Annotated in this window: 18 protein-coding genes and 1 pseudogene; 11 read left to right on the plus strand and 8 right to left on the minus strand. The window is 63.3% G+C overall.

Annotated elements, in window-relative coordinates; translation table 11 throughout:
• The first annotated feature begins 235 nt into the window (after positions 1-235).
• A pseudogene (gene aztC, locus AC0L16_RS17890) lies at positions 236-1,218 on the plus strand (zinc ABC transporter substrate-binding protein AztC).
• A gap of 79 nt (positions 1,219-1,297) precedes the next feature.
• Positions 1,298-2,509, plus strand: coding sequence for a zinc metallochaperone AztD (gene aztD, locus AC0L16_RS17895; protein WP_473622271.1), 1,212 nt, complete (start codon positions 1,298-1,300; stop codon positions 2,507-2,509).
• Positions 2,510-2,627: 118 nt separating this feature from the next.
• Here the strand turns inward: aztD and AC0L16_RS17900 are convergent, their stop codons facing one another.
• The 4 genes from AC0L16_RS17900 to AC0L16_RS17915 form a co-directional block, all read right to left on the minus strand.
• Complete coding sequence (locus AC0L16_RS17900; protein ID WP_473622272.1) at positions 2,628-3,290, minus strand: aminotransferase class IV family protein; 663 nt, start codon at positions 3,288-3,290, stop codon at positions 2,628-2,630.
• The gene (locus AC0L16_RS17905) at positions 3,239-4,399 is read right to left on the minus strand and encodes an aminodeoxychorismate synthase component I (protein WP_473622273.1); all 1,161 of its coding nucleotides are present in this window, start codon (positions 4,397-4,399) and stop codon (positions 3,239-3,241) included. The genes AC0L16_RS17900 and AC0L16_RS17905 overlap by 52 nt, the downstream gene beginning before the upstream one ends.
• Positions 4,400-4,571: 172 nt before the next feature.
• Positions 4,572-5,375: a proton-conducting membrane transporter gene (locus tag AC0L16_RS17910; RefSeq protein ID WP_473622274.1), complete on the minus strand. Its 804-nt coding sequence runs from the start codon at positions 5,373-5,375 to the stop codon at positions 4,572-4,574.
• A gap of 353 nt (positions 5,376-5,728) precedes the next feature.
• Entirely contained in the window at positions 5,729-7,564 is a 1,836-nt protein-coding gene (locus AC0L16_RS17915; RefSeq protein WP_473622276.1) for a M3 family oligoendopeptidase, read from the minus strand.
• A gap of 224 nt (positions 7,565-7,788) precedes the next feature.
• Between AC0L16_RS17915 and AC0L16_RS17920 the strand changes: the two genes are divergently transcribed.
• Both AC0L16_RS17920 and mepK read left to right on the plus strand, forming a co-directional pair.
• On the plus strand, positions 7,789-9,312 hold the full coding sequence (locus tag AC0L16_RS17920) for a sigma-54-dependent transcriptional regulator (RefSeq protein ID WP_473622277.1): 1,524 nt from the start codon (positions 7,789-7,791) through the stop codon (positions 9,310-9,312).
• A gap of 401 nt (positions 9,313-9,713) precedes the next feature.
• Positions 9,714-11,609 (plus strand): peptidoglycan L,D-endopeptidase MepK, encoded by a 1,896-nt coding sequence (mepK, locus tag AC0L16_RS17925; RefSeq protein WP_473622278.1) that lies wholly within the window; start codon positions 9,714-9,716, stop codon positions 11,607-11,609.
• A 149-nt stretch (positions 11,610-11,758) separates the two neighbouring features.
• On the opposite strand, the gene AC0L16_RS17930 is transcribed toward mepK, so the two are convergent.
• Complete coding sequence (locus tag AC0L16_RS17930) at positions 11,759-12,397, minus strand: 2-dehydro-3-deoxy-phosphogluconate aldolase (protein WP_473622280.1); 639 nt, start codon at positions 12,395-12,397, stop codon at positions 11,759-11,761.
• 191 nt (positions 12,398-12,588) lie between these two features.
• On the opposite strand from AC0L16_RS17930, the gene trhO reads away from it, so the two are divergent.
• The 3 genes from trhO (at position 12,589) to AC0L16_RS17945 (ending at position 15,562) form a co-directional block, all read left to right on the plus strand.
• On the plus strand, positions 12,589-13,509 hold the full coding sequence (trhO, locus tag AC0L16_RS17935; protein ID WP_473622281.1) for an oxygen-dependent tRNA uridine(34) hydroxylase TrhO: 921 nt from the start codon (positions 12,589-12,591) through the stop codon (positions 13,507-13,509).
• 238 nt (positions 13,510-13,747) lie between these two features.
• Positions 13,748-14,527 (plus strand): tellurite resistance TerB family protein, encoded by a 780-nt coding sequence (locus tag AC0L16_RS17940; RefSeq protein WP_473622282.1) that lies wholly within the window; start codon positions 13,748-13,750, stop codon positions 14,525-14,527.
• A 279-nt stretch (positions 14,528-14,806) separates the two neighbouring features.
• Entirely contained in the window at positions 14,807-15,562 is a 756-nt protein-coding gene (locus tag AC0L16_RS17945) for an SDR family oxidoreductase (RefSeq protein ID WP_473622283.1), read from the plus strand.
• Between the two features lie 17 nt (positions 15,563-15,579).
• Here the strand turns inward: AC0L16_RS17945 and AC0L16_RS17950 are convergent, their stop codons facing one another.
• Complete coding sequence (locus tag AC0L16_RS17950; protein WP_473622284.1) at positions 15,580-15,960, minus strand: YciI family protein; 381 nt, start codon at positions 15,958-15,960, stop codon at positions 15,580-15,582.
• Between the two features lie 34 nt (positions 15,961-15,994).
• Complete coding sequence (locus tag AC0L16_RS17955) at positions 15,995-17,179, minus strand: pyridoxal phosphate-dependent aminotransferase (protein ID WP_473622285.1); 1,185 nt, start codon at positions 17,177-17,179, stop codon at positions 15,995-15,997.
• A gap of 82 nt (positions 17,180-17,261) precedes the next feature.
• Between AC0L16_RS17955 and AC0L16_RS17960 the strand changes: the two genes are divergently transcribed.
• The 4 genes from AC0L16_RS17960 to denD all read left to right on the plus strand — a co-directional run bounded on the left by AC0L16_RS17960 (position 17,262) and on the right by denD (position 20,343).
• The gene (locus AC0L16_RS17960; RefSeq protein ID WP_473622286.1) at positions 17,262-17,948 is read left to right on the plus strand and encodes a GNAT family N-acetyltransferase; all 687 of its coding nucleotides are present in this window, start codon (positions 17,262-17,264) and stop codon (positions 17,946-17,948) included.
• Positions 17,949-18,134: 186 nt separating this feature from the next.
• Positions 18,135-19,100, plus strand: coding sequence for a cation diffusion facilitator family transporter (locus tag AC0L16_RS17965; RefSeq protein ID WP_473622326.1), 966 nt, complete (start codon positions 18,135-18,137; stop codon positions 19,098-19,100).
• 63 nt (positions 19,101-19,163) lie between these two features.
• Complete coding sequence (locus tag AC0L16_RS17970) at positions 19,164-19,370, plus strand: hypothetical protein (protein WP_027153224.1); 207 nt, start codon at positions 19,164-19,166, stop codon at positions 19,368-19,370.
• A gap of 1 nt (position 19,371) precedes the next feature.
• On the plus strand, positions 19,372-20,343 hold the full coding sequence (denD, locus tag AC0L16_RS17975) for a D-erythronate dehydrogenase (RefSeq protein ID WP_473622288.1): 972 nt from the start codon (positions 19,372-19,374) through the stop codon (positions 20,341-20,343).
• Positions 20,344-20,604: 261 nt separating this feature from the next.
• Here denD and AC0L16_RS17980 read toward each other — a convergent pair whose 3' ends face one another.
• Positions 20,605-21,747: a nickel/cobalt transporter gene (locus AC0L16_RS17980; RefSeq protein ID WP_473622289.1), complete on the minus strand. Its 1,143-nt coding sequence runs from the start codon at positions 21,745-21,747 to the stop codon at positions 20,605-20,607.
• Between the last annotated feature and the right edge of the window lie 3 nt (positions 21,748-21,750).

Consider the following 21,750-nt stretch of genomic DNA (forward strand, 5'->3'; position numbering starts at 1 on the left):
GGCGATGCTCTCACGACCGATCTTTACCGCGATGCCCGCGATCCTGCTGCCGGGCCTTGCCTCGATTGTAGACGCGAGCGCCCGAGTCGCGCGGTTCCAGACAGTTTGAGCATAACGTCGTTATAGTATAACGCTTTCGATTGACGGGCGTGATAACATAACATAACGGATCGCCAAGAGCGGGGCCGACTTGATGGCTCCCGCGGAGAACCGCTTGATCAAAGGAGTCGATCGAATGTCCAGGGCGCTGAAGCTCGCCGCCGTGATAGGCGCTATAACATCGTTGCCACTCGCTCCGTCGGTGGCCGCTGCCGAGAACCTTAGGGTTGTCGCCAGCTTCTCGATCATCGCCGATTTCGCGAAGAATGTCGGCGGCGATCGCGTCGACATCGTCACGCTGGTCGGCCCGAATGGTGACGCCCATGTCTACGAACCGAAACCGGCCGACGCGGCAACCGTCGGTTCGGCCGACGTGGTGCTGGTCAACGGCCTCCAGTTCGAGGGTTTCCTCCAGCGTCTCGTCGAGGCGAGCGCCACGAAGGCGCCGATCGTCGAATTGACCAAAGGCGGCGAGGTGTTGCGCAACACCGAGGAAGAAGCTCACCACGATCAGGATAAAGCCGCCGAGGGCGGGGGAGGGCACGCCGCGGCGGAAGAGGGCCATGAGGAAGGGCACCATCATCACGGCGAGTCCGATCCCCATGCATGGCAGTCCGTGCACAATGCCGAACGCTATGTGAAGAACATCGCCGACGCCTTCTGTGCCGCCGATGCGGCCGGCTGCGACACTTATCGGGCCAATGCCGCATCATACGGCCAGCAGCTCGAGGCACTGGAAGCGGAGATCAAAGCTGCCGTCGCTGAGATCCCCGAGGACAAGCGCCGATCATCACCTCCCACGACACCTATGGCTATTTCGAACACGAATACGGCATAAAATTCCTGGCACCGGAGGGCGTCTCCACTGAATCCGAGGCGTCAGCCTCCGACGTCGCGGCCCTGATCAAACAGATCAGGCAAGACAAGGCTTCGGCAATCTTCGTGGAGAACGTCACCAATCCGCGCCTGATCGAGCAGATCGCCAGCGAGACGGGCCTGAAGGTCGGCGGTGAACTCTACTCCGACGCCCTGTCGGATAAGAACGGTCCGGCTGCGACCTATCTCGAGATGATGCGGCACAACATCACGACGATCAAAGGCGCGATCCTCGGAAGCTGACCGCCACGACGAAAAGGCGGAGCAATCCGCCTCTTCGTCGATCATAATACGTTATGTAATAACATTTAAGGAGAATGCCATGAGGACAAATTGGGCGTCAGCCACGGCCATCGCGCTGCTTCTGTCCCTGTCGACAAGTGCTGCCCATGGCGGGGAGGTGACCGCATGGCGCCTCTTCATCTCGGATCACGCGGACCCGAAGGTAACCGTGATCGATGCGATCGATGGCGAAAAGCTCGACACGTTCGAGATCAAAGGGCCAGCGTCGCTCCATCGCAGCGAAAGCGGCAGGATCGTGTTTGCCGTGCAGGGCTCGGCAGGCGTCGTTGCCGGGATCGCGAGCGGCATTTCCTTCGAGGACCACGGCGAGCACGGCGACATCGACGTCGAAGCGCCAAAACTTGCCGGCGTCGAGATCACAGGCAAGAAGCCGTCGCATTTCGTCGCGCATGACGGAGACTTCGCCGTTTTTTTCGACGGCGAGGGTGTCGCCCGCATCATCTCCGAAAAGGCGGTCCTGGAAGGCAAGCCGGATTTCAGGGAAGTTAAGACCGTCGCGCCGCAGCACGGCGTCGCAGTCGCCTATGGCTCCCATGTCCTGCTGTCGGAGCCGAACCGGGAGAAGCCGGACGAACTCCCGGTCGGCATCAGGGTCGCTGACAAGGCTGGCGCGCCGATCGGCGGCATCCACGCCTGCCCAGACCTCCACGGCGAGGCGTCTTCCGGCAATATCCTGGCTTTCGCCTGCGCGACCGGCCTGCTTGTCGTCAGCCATGGCGACGGCAGCCCGGCGGTCCGTCATCTGCCCTATGCCGAAAACCTGCCGGATGGCAAAACGACGACGCTGATCGGCGGCAGAGGCCTGCAATATCTCCTCGGCAACTACGGCGCCGACAAGGTGGTGCTGATCGATCCGACGATCGAGAGCGACGCATTCCGGCTGATCAGCCTGCCGACACGCCGCGTGCATTTCGCGGTCGACCCTGTTCGTGCCAAGTTCGCCTACGTCTTCACCGAGGACGGCCAGCTTCACCAGCTCGACGTGGTCAAGGGGGAGATCGCAAACTCGCTCAAGCTGACCGACCCCTATTCGATGGACGGTCACTGGAGCGATCCGAGGCCGCGTGTCGCGGTCGCCGGCGACAAGATCGTGGTCACTGATCCCCTGCAAGGCGTGCTGCATCTCGTTGACGCGACGTCGTTCGAGAAAACCGGCGACATTGCCGTCGAAGGCAAGCCCTTCAACATCGTTTCCGTCGGCGGCTCCGGTCAGACCCACGCAGGCGAATAGTCGCTCCTCCCAAGCGGCTGCCACGCGTCCGGCCCATTCGTTCTCGGGCCGGACGCATCTTTTACAACTCAAGGGAGCACAACCAAAGGTAGTGCCGTCCGGTGCCTTCGATTGCGTTTCAGCCAAGCCGTGCCGGGATCAGTCCGCGCAGTGAATTGCCGACGAACAGCGCTTTGGCCGACTTCAGATCGTCCAGGCTGTAGATTGCTTCGCGGGCGCGGCCTTCGTCCAGCAATTCGCCGCGTAAGACGCCAGGCAGCAGGCCGCAATCGAGCCGCGGTGTTGCCAGCGCGCCGTCGCCGAAGTCGGCAAACAGGTTGGTGATCGTGCCCTCACAGATTTCGCCACGCTCGTTGGCCAAGAGAACCTCGTCGGCCCGGCTGATCAGATATTCGGCGCGCGCCCGCTGATAGATGTCCCGGCGGCTCGTCTTGTGGCGCAGCAGCGTGTCGCTTGATTGAAGCCGCACCCGCGCCAGTTGCAGCCTCCACACCTTGTCGGCAGAGTGCGGCTCATAAGGCAGCGCCGAGACGGTCACCTTGCCGCTGCGCGACAGGACGAGGCGTGTGCGCAAGGCGATGTCCGGCCGGTCGACGGCGTTCCTGAGCATCTCGCCGACCTTCTGCGGATCGCAGGCAAAACCCAGTTCGGCCGCCGAGCCATAAAGGCGTGCCAAATGGCGGTCGAAACGGAGGAAGCCCTGGCCCGGCTGCCAGCGCATGGTTTCGATCAGCTCGAAATCGGCAGTGTTCCCGTCGCGTAGCGCGCTTTCAGCAGGCACTCCTGATACTCCTCCTCGGCCGTCGAATCGAAGACGACGCCGCCGCCGACATTGTAGACGGCCTCGCCGCTGGAAAAGAGCGATATGGTGCGGATCGCCACCGAAAAGCGCATCGTGCCGCCGGGCGCGATCCAGCCGATGGCGCCGCAATAGACGTCGCGCGGCGTGGCTTCCAGATCGTGCAGGATTTCCATGGCACGGATTTTCGGGGCGCCGGTGATCGATCCGCATGGAAACAGCGCCGCGAATATCCGGCGGATGGTGAGGTCCGGCAACAGCTTGGCCCGCACGCGGCTCACCATCTGGTGGACGGTCGGGTAGCTCTCGATGCGAAAAAGCTCCGGCACCTCCAGCGTGCCGACTTCGCTGATCAGCGAAATGTCGTTGCGCAGCAGATCGACGATCATCCGGTTCTCAGCCTGGTTCTTCTCGTCATTGAGCAAGAACGCCTTCAGCCGCTTGTCCTCCGCCTTGGTCGCGCCGCGCGGGGCGGTGCCCTTCATCGGATGCGTCTCGATCATGCCTGCGGCGTTGATCTCGAAGAACAGTTCCGGCGAACGCGACAAGACGACCGGATCGCCGAGCGCGATCAGCGCGCCGTATTTCACCGGCTGGCGCTCCGTCAGCGCATCGAAGGCGGCCAGCGGATCGCCCGACCACTGCGCATGAACCGGAAAGGTCAGATTGCCCTGATAGCAATCACCCTTGCGAATGTGATTGTGGAGCCGGGCAAAGCGTTTTGCGTAGTCTTCTGAGGACCAGGCGGCCCTTGCATTGAAGATCGGGGCGTCGAAGATTGGGCCGTTGGTCGACGGCGCGTTGCCGGGCACGACCGGCTGTTCGACAGGCGCGTCGAAAATCCCCAGGCAGACAAGCGGGGCGCGGCGTCCGCCCGGCAGCAGCGGAACGAGCTTCGGCTCGAGCAGGTAGCCGGCCTCGTAGGAGAAATAGCCGGCCAGCCATTTGCCGGCGTCATGCGCGGCCTGCGCAATTTCCAGCGCCGGCAGGAACTCCTCAGCCTCATGCGCCACGATGATATCGGCCGGCCGGTCGAAGACGAGCTGATGTGCGCGCTCGTCATTGCGAAAAATTGCAGAGGGCAGGGGCATGGGACTCGGATGCTGCGATCGATGACGCCAGCTATCGCTCTATATGGCGGCTCGATCGCGCGCAATCGAGACACCGGCGTCTCAAGACGCAAACGCAGCTTGATGCAAAAGCAAACCGGCGGCACCTCGCGGGCGCCGCCGGTCTCTTATGTGCTCGATGCCGGCAGGCAATTCAGGTGTTGCTCCCGGTCCCGGCGGTAGGGAAGCGGCGCGCGAATTCCTCCTCATCGCCGGCGGCAAGCAGTTTCGCCTGCTCAATCCAGCGCTCACGCTCGATGCGGCCGTCGAAGTTCAACGTCTCCTCGATCCGCTTGACGTCGGCGGCCGTCCAGGCGGCGATTTGCGCATAGGTCGTGACTCCGAGCCCGTGGAGCAGTCGCTCGTTGGCCGGGCCGATGCCGATCAGGCGGCGCAGATTGCTGGCTTTGCCCACCGCCGCCTTTGTTGTCGCGGCTTTCTTTGCCGCTGGCGCAGCGCTCTTCGGTGCAGCACTCGATGCGGGAGGTTTTGGCGCACTTGCCGGCGTCGCGCTCGCTTTCGCCGCACTCGCTTTCGACGCGTTCGACGCACTGGCCTTCGGCGCGGCTGCCGCCTTCGCGGCCGCCGGCTTCTTGGACGTGGTCTTTGCTGGCCCGGACTGTGCTGGCGCGGTCTTGGCTGGCGCGGTCTTGGCCGGCGTCGTCTTGGCCGACGCCGCCATCAATGCCGACGGTGCCGGGATTGCTGCCTTTGTCGCACCGGTCTTGGTGCCTTGTGCCTCGCCCAACTGGCGCTCCAGGTCGGCGCGGGCGCCACGGCATGCTTCCAGCTCACGGGTCAGGCGGTCGGCGTCGGCGCGCAGCCTGTCGCGCTCGCTGCGGGTGCGGTCCATGTCACCGCGCAGGCTGTCGAGATCGCCACGCGGGCGTCCCCAGATGAACCAGCCAGCCAACACACCTACTAGGAACGCCAGGAGCATGTAGAAAAAAGTGCCCATTGTCTCTCTCCAGTCCGATCCATCTGCCGTGGCCTGGGACCTTGGCACAAGGACCATTCAATGGTGGCTCCGCTGCTCGCGGAACAGCCGGCTTAAATCGCGCTGTCGGCGACTGGCTTTCCCTGCCATGGCCAACGGCGCTCGTCGAAGCGCCGTGACCGGCCGAAGATTTGGCCTAAGCCCCGCGCCCGACTGCGGTTGAGGCGGGACGCTATCATACAGCTTCCGGAAAGCTAACGGAAAAATTCCACGGAGAGTTATTTAAGAACAGATATTTAGCGCAAGAATAGAATGGCCGCAATATGCATTGCGGCTAAACTGTTCTGTCGAACCTGGATATTCAGCGCAGTGCGTCAATTGTCCAAAGCTTCGAGCTCGTCGATCAGCCCGCCGATCACGCCAAGTCCGATCTGCCAGAAGGCAGGATCGGTGGCATCAAGACCGAAGGGTGCCAGGAGCTCGGAATGATGCTTGGTGCCGCCGGCGCGCAGCATGGCAAAATATTTGTCCTGAAAGCCACGCTCTGCATTCTGATAGACCGCATAAAGCGAATTCACCAGGCAGTCGCCGAACGCATAGGCGTAGACGTAGAAAGGCGAATGGATGAAGTGTGGAATATAGCTCCAGAAGACCTCGTAACCCTCGCGCAGCTTGATCGCCGGCCCGAGGCTTTCCGCCTGCACCTCCAGCCAGAACTGGCCGAGCCTGTCCGATGTCAACTCGCCGTTTTTGCGCTCGGCATGCACCTTGCGCTCGAACTCGTAGAAAGCGATCTGGCGCACGACCGTGTTGATCATGTCCTCGACCTTCTGGGCAAGCATGGCCTTGCGCTCGCGCTTGTCGGTGGTCTGGTCCAGCAGCGAGCGGAAGGTCAGCATCTCGCCGAAGACGGACGCCGTCTCGGCCAGTGTCAGCGGCGTCGAGGCCATCAGCGCGCCCTGGCCTGCGGCGAGCACCTGATGCACGCCGTGGCCAAGCTCATGCGCCAGCGTCATCACGTCGCGCGGCTTGCCCATGTAGTTGAGCAGGACATAGGGATGCGCCGACGGTACGGTCGGATGCGCGAAGGCGCCCGGCGACTTGCCAGGCCTTACCGGCGCGTCGATCCAGTTGCGGTCGAAGAAAATCCGGGCAATCTCCGCCATATCAGGTGAAAAGCGCTGATAGGCGGAAAGCACCGTGTTCTTGGCATCGTCCCAGCCGATGATCGCTTGCGGGGTCTCCGGCAACGGCGCGTTGCGGTCCCAGTGGTTCATCACTTCCATGCCGAGCCAGCGCGCCTTCATCGCGTAGTAGCGGTGTGACAGGCGCGGATAAGCGTCACGAACGGCTGAGGCCAGCGCATCCACAACGCTGCGCTCGACGCGGTTGGCGAGATGACGCGAATCGGCGATGTCCTCGAAGCCGCGCCAGCGGTCGGAAATCTCCTTGTCCTTGGCCAGCGTGTTGGTGATCAGCGTGAACGTGCGCAGATTCTTGCGGAAGGTTGCGGCCAGCGCTTCAGAAGCCCGGCGGCGCACCTCGCCATCGGCGTGCTGGAGGCGGTTCAGCGCCGGCTCCAGGGTCAGCTCTTCGCCATCGATGTCGAAGCGCAGATCGGTCATCGTCTCGTCGAACAAGCGGTTCCAGGCGCCGCGTCCGGTAATCGACTTCTCATGGAGAAGCTGCTCGACCCGGTCTTCGAGCTGGTAGGGTTTGTCCATGCGCAGATCAAGCACCCACGGCCGGTAGTGAGCGAAGGCGGGATCGGCAGCAAGCGCGGTTTCGATCGCGGCATCGTCGACAAGATTCAGTTCGAGCGCGAAAAACAGAAGATGCGCGCTGGCGTCGGTCATCTTCTCCTGAATGTCGCCATAGAGCTTGGCGCGCTGCGGATCCGCGGTGTTGCCGGCATAGATCAGCCCGGCATAGGAGACGATCCGGCCGATCAGTTCCTCCAGCGCCTCATAGGCGGCAAGCGCCTCGCCCAGCCTGCCGCTGTCGGCACGCTCCGCCTCGGCGGCGAGCGTGCCTTTCCAGCGGCTCTCGAAGCTGATGGCATCGGCGATCGCCTTGGCGATGTCGCGTTTCAGCTCGGGGGCGTCCATGCCGGAATAGAGATCGGCGAGATCCCATTCCGGCAGATCACCAAGCTCCGCCGCGCCCTGACCGGACGCCGCCGCACCCTGCCGACCAAAAACCATGCTCATTGCCGATACTTTCCAGATTGCAAGACCTAAGCGGTCAGACCCAAAGATTCAAAGGGCCAAAGATTCAAGGGGATGAGAAAAGCCGGTCAAATCCTAAGGAATTCGTTCACCGGGTTTTTTGAAAGGTTATTTAGAACCCTGTGCCAGGATGATCCATAGGGTTGGATTCCCATTGGGTCGGCACAGTGGGGTGGGCATATTGGGCGAGCATCGTTGAACCAGTCATGACAGGTTCCATACTCATAGTCGATGACGATCCCGTGCAGCGCAGGCTGCTCGAGGCGGCGGTGACGAAATTCGGCCACAGCGCGATCATCACGGATGGCGGCGAGGCCGGTCTCGACGCGCTCGACGGGCCCAATGCGCGCAGCGTCTCGGTGGTCATCCTCGACCTTGTCATGCCGGGCCTCGACGGCATCGGCGTGCTGAAGGCGATGCGTGAGCGCGGCATCCAGGTTCCGGTCATCGTGCAAACCGCCCAGGGTGGCATCGAAACCGTCGTTTCGGCCATGCGTCACGGCGCTTTCGATTTCGTCGTCAAGCCGGCATCTCCCGACAGGCTGCAGGCATCGATCGGCAACGCGCTCAAAGTCGAGGCGGTCGAGGGGGAAGTGAAGCGCACGTCGCGACGGCGCGGCGGCCATCTGACCTTCAAGGACATGATCACGCACAGCCCGGCGATGGACCGGGTGATTCGTCTCGGCCAGAAGGCGGCCGCGTCCAACATCCCGATTCTTATCGAAGGCGAATCCGGTGTCGGCAAGGAGCTGGTGGCGCGCGCCATCCAGGGCAGCGGCGATCGCCGCTCAAAACCGTTCGTTACCGTCAATTGCGGCGCCATCCCCGACAATCTGGTCGAATCGATCCTGTTCGGCCATGAGAAGGGCTCGTTCACCGGCGCCACCGAAAAGCACACCGGCAAGTTCGTCGAGGCGCATTCGGGCACGCTCTTCCTCGACGAAATCGGCGACCTGCCGCTCGACGTGCAGGTCAAGCTGCTGCGCGCCGTGCAGGACGGTGAGGTCGATCCGGTCGGCGGGCGTTCGACCGTCAGGGTCGACATCAGGCTGATCTCGGCGACACACCGCAATCTTCTCCAGCAGGTCAAGGACGGCAAGTTCCGCGAGGATCTGTTCTACCGCCTGAACGTCTATCCGATCTTCGTGCCGCCGCTGCGCGATCGTCGCGACGACATTCCGTATTTGGTCGAGCATTTTCTGGACAAGGTCGCGCCCACCGGTCCACGTCATCGCCTGCACGGCATTTCGGCGGCGGCGCTCGCCATGCTGCAGGCCTACGACTGGCCGGGAAACATCCGCCAGCTGGAAAACGCCGTCTTTCGGGCCTCGGTGCTTTGTGAAGGCGATGTGCTGACCGAAGAGGAGTTTCCGCAGATCCGGGCGCAGGTCGAGGGCACCGTCAACCTCGATGCGCATGGCGCGCTGCACGCGTTGCCTCTGGTCAACGAGCCGTTTGGCGAGGATAACGGCATCGCTGCAACCGAGCTCGATCCGCCAGCCAGGCCGCAGCCGCGCTTCGGCACGCTGCGGGCGCTGGACGAACGCGGCAATGTGCGGGCGCTGGCCGATGTCGAACTCGAAATGATCAAGCTCGCCATCGACCATTATAACGGCCAGATGAGTGAAGTTGCCCGCCGCCTCGGCATCGGCCGCTCGACGCTTTACAGGAAACTCAAGGAATACGGCATCGATCCGGAAACAGGCCGTATCGACCGGCTTGCTTCCTGACAACGCAAGTCTGCTTCCTGACATGGCAAGTCTGGACCAGCTTGCCAGCTTGGCATCAGAACAGTTGACAGTCGTCGATCGGGCGTGACGTGCGGCACGAGTGACGCGCTTGCCGGCAGTGTTCACGCATTGGGGCGGCTGGTAACAGATCGTGTTCAGGCAAAGCCCGAAACATGATCTAAACCAGCAGTTTACCAAGAAACCCCGTGCAATATTTTTGACGGGATATCGCCACGGTGTTACCGCATTTCGGCTTCAATAAGCGATGATTAACCATTAGGATCGATATTCGGATACGAACACCACCGCATCCGTTGGTCAAATCCGGGGACAAACGGCAGCCTGCAAGGCCTTTTGATTTGAACAAAGTCGAACGACACACAAACGGGCGGCACTATCACATGAGCGCCTGGCCGAGATGGCTGGCAGCGGTGATTCTCGCCTTAGGGTTCCTTATAGCGGCTGCGACCGGCGCCAGCGCCCAGACACGTTCGCTGAAACTCTACAACCTGCACACCAAAGAGAAGGCGGAGATCGTCTTCAAGCGCGGCGGCCGCTACGATCAGGCGGGTCTGAAAAAGATCAACGTCATCCTGCGCGACTGGCGCCGCAACGAGCCGACCAAGATGGATCCGCGCCTGCTCGACCTGGTCTGGGAGGCTTATCGGCAGAGCGGCGCCCGCGACTACATCCAGGTCGTGTGTGGTTATCGCTCGTCATCGACGAACTCGATGCTGCGCAGTCGCAGCAGGGGCGTCGCCAAGAAAAGCCAGCATACGCTCGGCAAGGCCATGGACTTCTACATTCCTGGCGTGCCGCTGAAGAAACTGCGCGACATCGGTCTGCGGATGCAGGGCGGCGGCGTCGGCTATTATCCGAGGTCCGGCTCGCCCTTTGTCCACATGGATGTCGGCAATGTGCGGCACTGGCCTGGCATCAGCCGCCAGGAACTGGCGCGCGTGTTCCCCAACGGCAAGACGCTGCATGTGCCGAGCGACGGCAAGCCGCTGCCCGGCTATTCACAGGCGCTCGCCTCCTACAAGGCGCGCAAGGGCGCCGGCGCTCCCGCCATCGAAATGGCCAGCGCAGGTGGCGGTGCCAAAAGATCCGGCGGTCTGCTGGCGGCTTTCTTCGGCGGTGGTGAAGACGAGGCCGATGACAGCGCCGATGTGGCAGTCGCGCCAACGCCGAAGTCAACCGTGAAGCCGGCGAACGTGAAGCTGGCGACCGCGAAGCCGGCGCCGGCCGCCACGAACAGCAAGCTTCCGGGCATTGCCATCGTGTCACCTGAGAATGCGAAGCGCGCCGAGATTCCGCAAATCGCCGATGCGCCTGCTCCGGAACCGGAGGAGGACACGCCGGAAACGATCATCGCGGCGCTGCCGGCGCGCAGCGTGCCGCTGCCTGATTTCGCCCCGCGTCCGAAGGCCGATGTTGCTCAGCCGCCCGAAAACGTTCCGTTCGGCGTGGCGGATGCCACCGCCACCACCGAACAGGCGGTGACGACCGCGCAAGCGCCGGCAAACGCTCCCTTCGGCATGGCCGAACCGTCCGTTGTCGCCGATGCGCCGGCTGCGGCCAACAACATTCCGTTGCCGACCTGGCGTCCCAATCACTCGCTGCCGGCTGATCTTGCCGCGGCCGACCTTGCGCCGCAGGACAAGGCTGTGCTTCTGGCGCTGGCGGATACGGCAGGCCACGGCAAGACCGCTACCGATGTGTTCTCGGTGCTGCCGTCGGCTCGGCCCGATCTGGCCCAGCCTGACTTGGCCCGGGCTGACTTGGCCCAGCCCGAGTTGGTCCAGCCTGCCGCGGTCCAGTCTGACGCGGTCAAAGCCGTCCTCGAGCGGGTCAGCGCAACCGACGAATACCAGGTCGCTTCGCTCTCCCAGCCAAGCTCGGTCTTCGGTGAGCCGGCCAAGGGCAATGCAGCATCGCCGCGCGATGCTGTCTTTACCCGCCCGGCTGGCTCCGATCCGGCCGCAGCGATCGGCACCGGTGTGAAGACCACCCGCAAGGCAGCCAGGGCGACCGCCCGTGACCTGAAGCCTGGTCCCAAGTCCGTGGTGGTCGCCGCCGAGCCGAAGGCGGCGCGCTGGGCGTTGAACAGCGGCGAGAATGTCGCCACCGTCTCCAGCGCAACGATGGAGCCGCGCTACGCCTATAATATCGTGCACACGCCGCCAACCGAAGTCTATACCGTGGGCTTCCAGGCGGACGATCAACTGGCCGACGCCAACCGGTTCACCGGCAATGCCGTCAAGTTCCTGTCGGTCGCCCGCTTCAGGACCGAGTAGCGGATCGACCAACCAACAAAAAGCCGCGCCGATAACCCGCGCGGCTTTTTTATGCATGTCGTTATCGCAAAGCTGCACGCCTTCGGGTCAGGCCCGAGGGCAGGCTTTTGCGCGGGCATGCATTGGTCCGCTTGGGGTGAGAGTTGTCTCTATCGCCCGAGCTTGCTTGCGGCGCGCGCCAGGGCTTCGATTTCGTCCCATTTGCCGGCCCTGACCAGATCGTCCGGCGCCACCCAGGAGCCGCCGACGCAGATGACGTTGGGCAGGCTCAGATAGTCGCCGGCGTTCTTGTCGGTGATGCCGCCGGTCGGGCAGAATTGGACATCGGCGAGCGGCGAGGCGAATGCCTTGAGCGAGGCGATGCCGCCCGACTGTTCTGCCGGGAAGAATTTCAGGAAACGCAGGCCTGCCTCGCGAGCGGCCATGATCTCACCGGGCGTGATGGCGCCGGGCAGCAACGGAACGTCGCTGTCCTTCGCCGCCGCCAGAAGCTCGCGGGTGATGCCGGGGCTGACGATGAACTTCGATCCGGCGGCCGCCGCCTCGCCGAACTGGCGGGCGTCCAGAATTGTGCCGGCGCCGACGATGGCGTCCTCGACCTCGCTTGCCACGCGCCGTATCGCCTCCAGCGCATCAGCGGTCCGCAGCGTGATCTCGATCGCCGGCAGGCCGCCGCGCGCCAGCGCGCGCGCCAGCGGCACGGCATCGGCGAGATTGGCGATCTTCAGCACCGGGATAACCGGTTGGCCGTTGAGGAGCGACAGGAGCTTTTCGGTCTTGCTGGGCATTTGTCGTCTCTCCGGTATTGATCCGTTCAATCGGTTAGCAGAAGGCCGGTTTTCTGTCCACGAAGCGAAGCGTGTCGCGATGTCACGCGCTGCCGGCAAGTCCTTCAGACCGGCCGTCAAAGCCGCCAGGGAGAAGCTGCTTCGCGCGTCAGCCTTGAATCGGCCGTCACGAGCGTTTAGTGGCTTCGGCGATGACACTGCCCAATCAACCCCTGCGCGTTGCTGCTCTCTACAGGTTTGCCCGACTCGACGACTTTGAGGCGTTGCGCGCGCCGCTCGCCGCCTTTTGCTGCGGACGCGGTATCAAGGGCACGCTGCTGCTGGCGCATGAGGGCATCAACGGCACGGTGGCCGGCACCGAAGCTGACATCGCCGCGCTCATCGATCATCTCGAATCCATCGACGGTCTCGCCGGTTTCGAGGTCAAGTACAGCAGCGCCGCGCAGATGCCGTTTCACCGCATGAAGGTGCGGCTGAAGCGCGAGATCGTCACCATGGGCGTTAGGCATCTCGATCCGGCGGCAAGCGCCGGCACCTATGTCGCACCGGCCGACTGGAACGCGCTGATATCGGATGCGGAGACGATCGTCATCGACACGCGCAACGCCTACGAGGTATCGATCGGCACTTTCAAGGGAGCGGTCGATCCCGCGACAACGAGCTTTCGCGAATTCCCGGCCTGGGTCGAGCAGCATCGGGCCGAGCTCGTCGGCCGGAAGGTGGCCATGTTCTGCACCGGCGGCATACGCTGCGAGAAGGCAACGGCCTATGTGAAGTCGCTCGGCTTCGAGGATGTGTTCCATCTCAAGGGCGGTATCCTGAAATATCTCGAAGAGGTGCCTGCCGAGCAAAGCCTCTGGCAGGGCGAGTGCTTCGTCTTCGACGAACGCGTCTCGGTGTCGCACGGCTTGGTCGAGGGTGAGGCCGAACTTTGCCGCGCCTGCCGGCATCCGCTGACCGGGCAGGACCTGCTGTCGTCGAAATACGCCGCCGGTATCTCATGCCCGCATTGCTACGATGCCCGTTCCGACGAGGATCGCGCCCGCTACGCCGAGCGTCAGCGCCAGGTCGAGCTTGCAGAAGCGCAAGGCAGGGCTCCGCATATCGGATAAAGCGACGTGCGTCCGCTTGGACGCACAAAGTACGCTCTAACCCTTTGAATCCATAAATCGTGCTTTCCGAAAAGCGATTTTCGGCCCAACGCGCTGGACAAGGCGGATCCTGCCATCTCGTTTGTGCCATCACCGGCAAAGCGCCCATCCGTCATTGTAATGTCCATATGTGGGGCCTACCTGTTCAACGTCCGAAAACCTGCCCGGCGCTTTCGGCCGGCCAATTCTGGAGGCATTGATGTTCGATCCCAAAAAGCTCATCAACGACCTGCTCGGCTCGCAAATTCCCGGAACCGGGTCGACCGTGCGCGACAAAGGGGGTCAGGCGATGCAGATGGCCAAGGACAATCCGCTGGCCGCCGGCGCGCTGGCCGCGGTGCTGCTGGGAACCGGCGCCGGCCGTCAGGTCACCGGCACTGCGGTGAAGCTCGGCGGCCTGGCCGTTGTCGGCGGCCTCGCCTACAAGGCCTACCAGAACTACAAGAACGGCAAAGCGCCGGCGGAGGCCACAGCCGGCCAACCGGAATTGCTGCCGCCGCCCGCCGACACCAGCTTTCATCCCTCACAAGCGCCGCAAGGCGAGGACGAATTCACGCTAACGCTGGTGCGCGCGATGATTTCGGCGGCGAAGGCCGACGGCCATATCGATGACGACGAACGGCAAAAGATCGCCGGCAAGCTCAGCCTCGCGGGCATCGACTCCGACGCGGAGAAATTCCTGTTGTCGGAACTGGAAAGGCCGCTCGACCTGGATACGCTGGTCGCCGGCGCCAAAACCGACGCCCAGAAGCTCGAGCTCTACACCGCCTCGCGCCTCGCCATCGATCCGAATACACGTGCCGAACGCGGCTATCTCGATCTGCTCGCCGGCCGCCTCAGCCTGCCCGATGCACTGCTCGACCATGTCGAGGCGACGGTATCGGCGGCAAAAGTGCCGGCCTCAGGGGAGCAGGCGTCGGGGGTGCCGGAGTCAGGGGTGCCGGGATCGGGCAAGGCAACCGCCAATTCGCGCTGGTAGGCTTCGGGGCCGCGGAGAGCAGGAATCCGGCGTCCTTTCGCGTTAATGTCTCGTTTACCCAGGAAGCGCATGATTTTAAGCAGTCGGATCGGCTTTCCTCCTCCCAAGCCGGTTCAGATCAGGGCGGCCGCCAATGGCCGCCCTTTTTGACGAAGCCGGTTAGCGCATCACCCGAAATCGGAATCGATTTTTGGGAGCGATCATGCGCAAGATCAAATTTCTCGAAATCAAGGTGCTATGGCGTCCTTTGCGGACACGCGGCGCTGTAGGAGGACAGTTATGACAGACTACAAAACGGCCATCGTCACCGGCGCCGGCACTGGCATCGGCAAAGCCGTCGCCACGGCGCTGCTCAGGGCCGGCTGGAATACGGTGTTCTGCGGACGTCGCAAGCCGGTGCTGAACAAGGCGATCGCCGAGGCCGGATCGGCACAAGCCAAGGCGCTGGCGGTCGCCTGCGACATCAGCAAGGCCGACCAGGTCGACGATCTGTTCGAGACGGTGGCGGCGGCTTTCGGTCGTGTTGACCTGCTCTTCAACAATGCCGGCATGGGCTACAAGTCGACATTGATTGACGAGATCCCCGTCGAGGTGTGGAACGACATCGTCGGGGTCAATCTCACCGGCTCGTTCCTGTGCGCCCGCGCCGCCTTTGGTGCCATGCGCAGGCAACAGCCGATGGGCGGCCGCATCATCAACAACGGCTCGGTGTCTGCCTATGCGCCGCGTCCGGGCTCAGTGCCCTATACGGCGACCAAGCACGCCATTACCGGGCTGACCAAGACGCTGGCGCTGGACGGCCGGCCCTACGATATCGCCTGCGGCCAGATCGACATCGGCAACGCCCTGACCGACATGGCGCAGGCGATGACGGTCGGCGTGCCGCAAGCCAATGGCTCCATAGCCGCCGAAGCGGTGATGGATGTTCAGCAGGTCGCCGATGCCGTCGTCCATATGGCCAGCCTGCCGCTCGACGCCAATGTGCTGTTCATGACCGTGATGGCGACGAAGATGCCGTATGTCGGGCGAGGGTAGTCGCTCGACGAGCGGCCCTAGGACTGCGTCACCGAAAGCGGCACCCCAGGGAGATATAGCGAAATAGGGCGGATTTCGTAGACGGCGGTCGGATTGACGCGGCGGAGGTCGCGCGCAATCGCGATCGCTGCATCGCGGTTGGCGCAGTCGACGACGTACAGTCCCAACAATTGCTCCTTGGTCTCGGCGAAGGGCCCGTCAATGACCATTCCGGCGCCCGGCCCGCGCAAGGTGCACGCGTCTTGCGTCGCCCCGAGCCGCGCCGCCGGGCCGAGGCTGCCTTCCCGATATAGAAGTTCGTGGATCTGGAGCAGGTCGGTCATCAGCGCCGCGTCCTCCTCCGGCGTCAGCGCCGTGATCACCTCTTCCACGTGATAGGCAAGGATGGCATAGAACATCTGACGTCTCCTTTCGTCGGTCGTGTACCCGCCCTCACTTGCCCAGAAACGTCTTGATCCGCTCCAGCGCGCGCAGGATGTTCTCCTCGGAATTGGCGTAGGACAGCCTGATATAGCCCTCGCCGAGAATGCCGAAATCAGGTCCGCCGATCAGCGCTACGCCGGCGTCCTCAAGCAAAGCCGGGGCAAGTTTCTTGGCCTTCCAGCCGGTTTTTGAGACATTGGGGAAGGCATAGAAAGCGCCCTTCGGCGTGACGCAGGAAACCCCGGGCAAGGCGTTCAAGCCTTCGACCACGACTTTCCGGCGGCGGTCGAAGGCGCGCATCATCTTGTCGACGTCGTCCTGCGGGCCGTCGATGGCGGCGATGCCGGCATACTGGCTCGGCGCATTGACGCAGGACCAGCAATTGACCGCCAGCTTGCGCACCTTGTCGTAGAGGTGGGCGCCCTTGTCGCCATTCGGCCAGATCGACCAGCCCATGCGCCAGCCGGTCATCGCCCAGGTCTTCGACCAGCCGTTGAGCACGATCAGCCGGTCGCGGATCTCGGGGAAATTGAGCAGCGAGCAGTGCGTCTCGCCGTCATAGGTCATCACGTCGTAGATCTCGTCGGAGAGGATGGCGACGTCCGGGTGCGCTTCCAGCCCCTTGACCAGCTTCTCGATCTCGGCGCGGGGGGTGACCCCGCCGGTCGGGTTGGCCGGCGAGTTAAGGATGAGCAGCCTGGTCTTCGGCGTGATCAGCGCCAGCGTCTCCTGCGCCGAGAAGGCAAAGCCGTTCTCCTCGCGCATCGGGACCGGCACCGGAGCAGCGCCGGTGAACTCGATCATCGAGCGATAAATGGGAAAGCCGGGATCGGGATAGAGGATTTCAGTGCCCGGTTCGCCGAACATCAGGATCGCTGCGAACATGGTCGGCTTGCCGCCGGGCAGGATCATCACCGCCTCGGGCGACACCTCGACGCCGGTTGTGGTCAGCGTGCGGCGCGCCACCGCTTCGCGTGTCGCCAGCAGGCCGTTAGCCGGCGTATAGCCGTGGTGGCCGTCACGCAGCGCCTTGATTGCCGCCTCGACGATGTGCTGCGGCGTCTTGAAGTCGGGCTGGCCGATGCCGAGATTGACGATATCGCGGCCCTGATGGGCGAGCGCGGTGGCACGAGCCAGCACCGCGAAGGCATTTTCCTCGCCGAGGCGGTCGAAGGCCGAAATCGTGTGGAGCATTTTTCCCGTCCCTGTGGTTCTTTCACCGAGCGAGCGTTTTTGTGAGCGTCCTTTCGCAAAGTCAAACGGATTGGAGCTTTGGGTGTCGGAAAATCTCAAGAATTGGCAACCGCGCCCGCGGCCGAAGCGCAAGGTGCTGGAGGGACGCACTGTCAGGCTTGAGCCGCTGAACTCCGAAAAGCACGGCGACGGCCTGTTCGAGGCGTCGTCGGTGCCTGATGTCGACGGCCGCTTCGCTTGGCTGCCCGATTACCCGCCGCAGACCCGCGCCGCCTTCCAGCCGTGGCTAGAGAAGGCCGAAGCCAGCGAGGACCCGCTGTTCTTCACCGTCATCGACAAGGCCAGCGGCAAGGTCGCCGGACGCCAGACGCTGATGCGCATCGACCCTGCCTATGGCGTTATCGAGATCGGCAACATCTATTGGGGTCCGCTGATCTCGCGCAAGCCGCCGGCGACGGAAGCGCAATTCCTGTTCATGAAATACATCTTCGACGAGCTTGGCTATCGCCGCTACGAATGGAAATGCAACAACCGCAACGAGCCGTCGAAGCGCGCGGCGGACCGTTTCGGCTTCAAGTTCGAGGGCATTTTCCGCCAGCATCTTGTGGTCAAGGGCGAAAACCGCGATACCGCTTGGTACTCGATCATCGACAAGGAGTGGCCGGCACTGCGCAGCGCCTATGAGGCATGGCTCGATCCGGCCAACTTCGATGGCGACGGCCGGCAGAGGCGACGGCTCGAGGATTTCCGCGCCGAGTTCGGCGCCTGACCATGATCAAGGACCACGACCCCGAAAAGTGAAGGCCGAGTTTTCGGGCAAGATCGTGGTCAAACAGGAAGGACCATGATCCCGAAAAGTGGAAGCCGGTTTTCGGGCAAGATCATGGGCAAACAGGAAGACTGGGCCTCCCTCCGGATTCTGCCGGGATGGATCAGCTCTGACAGGAGTTCGCAGATGGTGCATGGTTCGCAAGGGCATGACCGCAGCCACGGCGCCGGTCATGTGCACGGCTCGACCGACAAGAAACGGGTGCTGATCGCCGCCTGCCTGACCGCCGGATTCATGATCGTGGAAGCGTTTGGCGGTCTCTTGACGGGATCGCTGGCGCTGCTGGCGGATGCCGGCCACATGCTCGCCGACTGTGTCGCGCTCGGCCTTGCCTGGTATGCTTTTCATCTGGCCGGCCGGCCGGCCACGGTTCGCCTCACCTATGGTTTCGGCCGGGTCAAAACGCTGGTCGCCTATACCAACGGCATCGCCATCTTCGCCATTGCGCTGTGGATCATCTATGAGGCCTGGGAACGCCTGCTGACGCCTGCGCCCGTGCTCGGCGGGCCGATGCTCATTGTTGCGATCGCTGGTCTGCTGGTCAATATCGGCTGCTTCTTCGTGCTGCATGGCGGCGACCGCGACAGCCTGAACATGCGCGGTGCCATCCTGCACGTGCTCGGCGATCTGCTAGGCTCGGCGGCGGCGATCATCGCTGCGCTGATCATCCTGGCAACGGGCTGGACGCCTATCGATCCGATCCTGTCCGTCCTTGTCTCGCTGCTGATTCTGTCCACCGCCTGGTCGCTGATGCGCGAAGCAGCCCATGTCCTGCTCGAAGGCGTGCCGGCGAGCCTCGATCGCGATCTGATCGCCAGGGACATAGAGCGGACGGTGAACGGCGTGCGCGAGGTGCATCACATGCATGTCTGGTCGCTTGACGGGTCAAGCAACATGGCGACCTTGCATGCTTGCCTCAATGATGGTGTCGATGCCCACAAAGCGGTCAGCGCCATCAAGAAGCGGCTTGCCGCGCATGGCATTGCCCACGCCACCGTCGAACCGGAATTCGGCCATTGCGCCGATGATAAGCTCGATGGCGAGCACGACCATGCGCATGATGCGGCTCCGCATCATCGCCACTATCACTGACTCCAGGAGTTCCAAGGCATTGGTAACGAAGTTGATGAATTCCCGCCGTGTCCGGGCCGCGTAATGGATCGTGACACGCGCAATGCGGCGATAGGCGCACTCTGGGTGCTGCTGCTGTTCGGCATCGCCGCCTACTATCTGCCAACCGTGATGCTGGCGGTTGGCCGCGTCTCGACCATTCTTGCCGCTATTATTGCCGCTGTCTTCATGGTGGCCATTTTCGTCGTGTTTTGGCTGCGTGGCCGCAGTCAGCGCAAAAAGGATCATTGATATGCGTGTTTTGATTACCGGCGCGGCAGGCATGGTCGGCCGCAAGCTCATCGCCCGGCTGGCGAAGGATGGAACGCTCAGCGGCCGCAAGATCGCCGCGCTCGACCTTCACGATATCGTGCCGCCGCAGGCGCCGACGCTGGATGGCGTCGACGTCACCATCCATACAGGCGATCTCGCCGTGGCGAGCGCGATGGAACGGCTGGTCGCGGCGCGCCCAGGCGTGATCTTCCATCTCGCCGGCGTCGTGTCGGGCGAGGCGGAGGCCAATTTCGATCTCGGCTATCGCGTCAATCTCGACGGCACAAGGGCGCTGTTCGATGCCGTAAGACTGGCGGGGTTTGCGCCGCGCGTCGTCTTCACCTCGTCGATCGCCGTGTTCGGCGCACCGTTTCCGGACATTATATCAGACGAATTCCACCCGACGCCGTTGACCTCCTACGGCACGCAGAAGCTGATGGGCGAAGCATTGCTCGCCGATTATACACGGCGCGGCTTCTTTGACGGCATCGGCATCAGGCTGCCGACCATCTGCGTCAGGCCGGGCAAGCCCAACAAGGCCGCGTCGGGCTTCTTCTCCGGCATCATCCGCGAGCCGTTGAGCGGCCAGCAAGCAATATTGCCGGTGCCGCGCTCTGTCGTGCACACCCACGCCAGCCCGCGCTCGGCGGTGAATTTTTTGATCCACGCAGCAGGGATCGACGGCAGCGCCGTCGGGCCGCGCCGCAATCTGACGATGCCCGGGGTCGCCGTCACGGTCGGCGAGCAGATCGAGGCCTTGGAACGCATTGCCGGCGCCAAGGCGGTGAAACTGATCCGCGAGGAGCCCGACGACACGATCTGGGCGATCGTCAAGGGCTGGCCGACACGGTTCGAGGCGCGGCGGTCGAGGGAGCTTGGCTTTGCCGCCGAAACCAGCTTCGACGACATCATCCGCGCCCATATCGAGGACGAGCTTGGCGGGAAGATCTGACTTGCGTTGATATTCAGGTCACGGTGGGCTGCCGCCTTCCAGCACCCGCGCCAATTGTCGACCTCGGCGCTGCCCCTCACCTGCCTGCCGGCACCCTCTCCCCGTAAACGGGGCGAGGGGCGCTCTCATCGACGGTTTCGCCAATCACCAGCGCTGCAAAAACAGCGCCGGCGTTGCGGTCAGCTCCTTCTCCCCGTCACTATACGGGAGAAGTGCCCGGCAGGGCGATGAGGGGCGGCGCCTGCGCGTCCAATCGAGGCGCTATCCGCCAGTCAGGCTCGCCGACAACAACAGCAACCCGAACAAAAAGACGAAGGCTGCGCCGCCGATCTCGACGATTGAATGGATGCGGTTGCCCATGCGGCCGTCGCCAGCGAAATACACCGCCCAGTTCTTGGCCGTCACCGCCAGCGTCGCCAGGATCGAGACGGTGATGGCGGTGCCGAGCGCCATCGCCAGCACTGACAGGATGCCGCCGAACCACAGCCCGTTGAGCATGGCAAAGCTCAGCACGATCAGCGCGCCCGAGCACGGCCGGATACCGACCGCAGCCACCGCCGACCAGGCGGTGCGCCAGTCGAAGCGGTCGCCGGAAAGCAGCGCCGGGTCGGGCGCGTGTGAATGTCCGCACGTCTCGCAGACCTCGCCCGCTGCATGGTGATGGTGCCCGCCATGGTCATCGTGCCCGCCATGGTCATGGTGATGGTCGTGTGCGCCATGATCATGATTATCGTGGCCGTCATGGCCATGTGCGTGAAGCGCATGCACCGAATGCGCGTGCGCAGGATGGCCTGTTTGCGAATGGCCGGCATGGGCCGCCGAAAGGCTATAGGCAGGGTTCGCACCGAACAGGCGAAGGATGGCAGGGCCGGCCTTGCGCCACAAAAGCCAGGCGCCGAACAGGGTGACAAAGACAAAACTCGTAACTTCGAGGAACCATGCCGCGTCGGTCATCGATATGGTGGTGCCGCGCAGGACGAAGTAGGCGAGCATCATCACCAGGATCGCCGTTAGCGCCTGCAACAGGGCCGAGACGAAGGACAGCATGATGCCGCGCCTGAGCGCGACTTCGTTCGCGACCATGTAGGACGAGATCACCGCCTTGCCGTGACCGGGGCCGGCGGCATGGAAAATGCCGTAGGCGAAGGACAGGCCGATAAGCAGCCACAGCTTGCTGCCGTCCTCGCGCATCGCCTTCATCGCGCCGGCAAGCGCGCGGTAGAATTCCTGCTGACGCAGATTGATCCACATCAGGATTTGGGCGAACGGGCCGGTGCTGGGAGCTATTCCGTCGTTGGTGCCGATACCGAGCGAGCTCTGGGCGTGGGCTGAGCCGAGGACGTGCGTCATCACAAGGGCGGCGGCCAAAAGGCCGAAAGCCAAACGCAGGGACGGTTTCGTCACCGG

The sequence above is a fragment of the Mesorhizobium sp. WSM4848 genome (assembly GCF_055811375.1).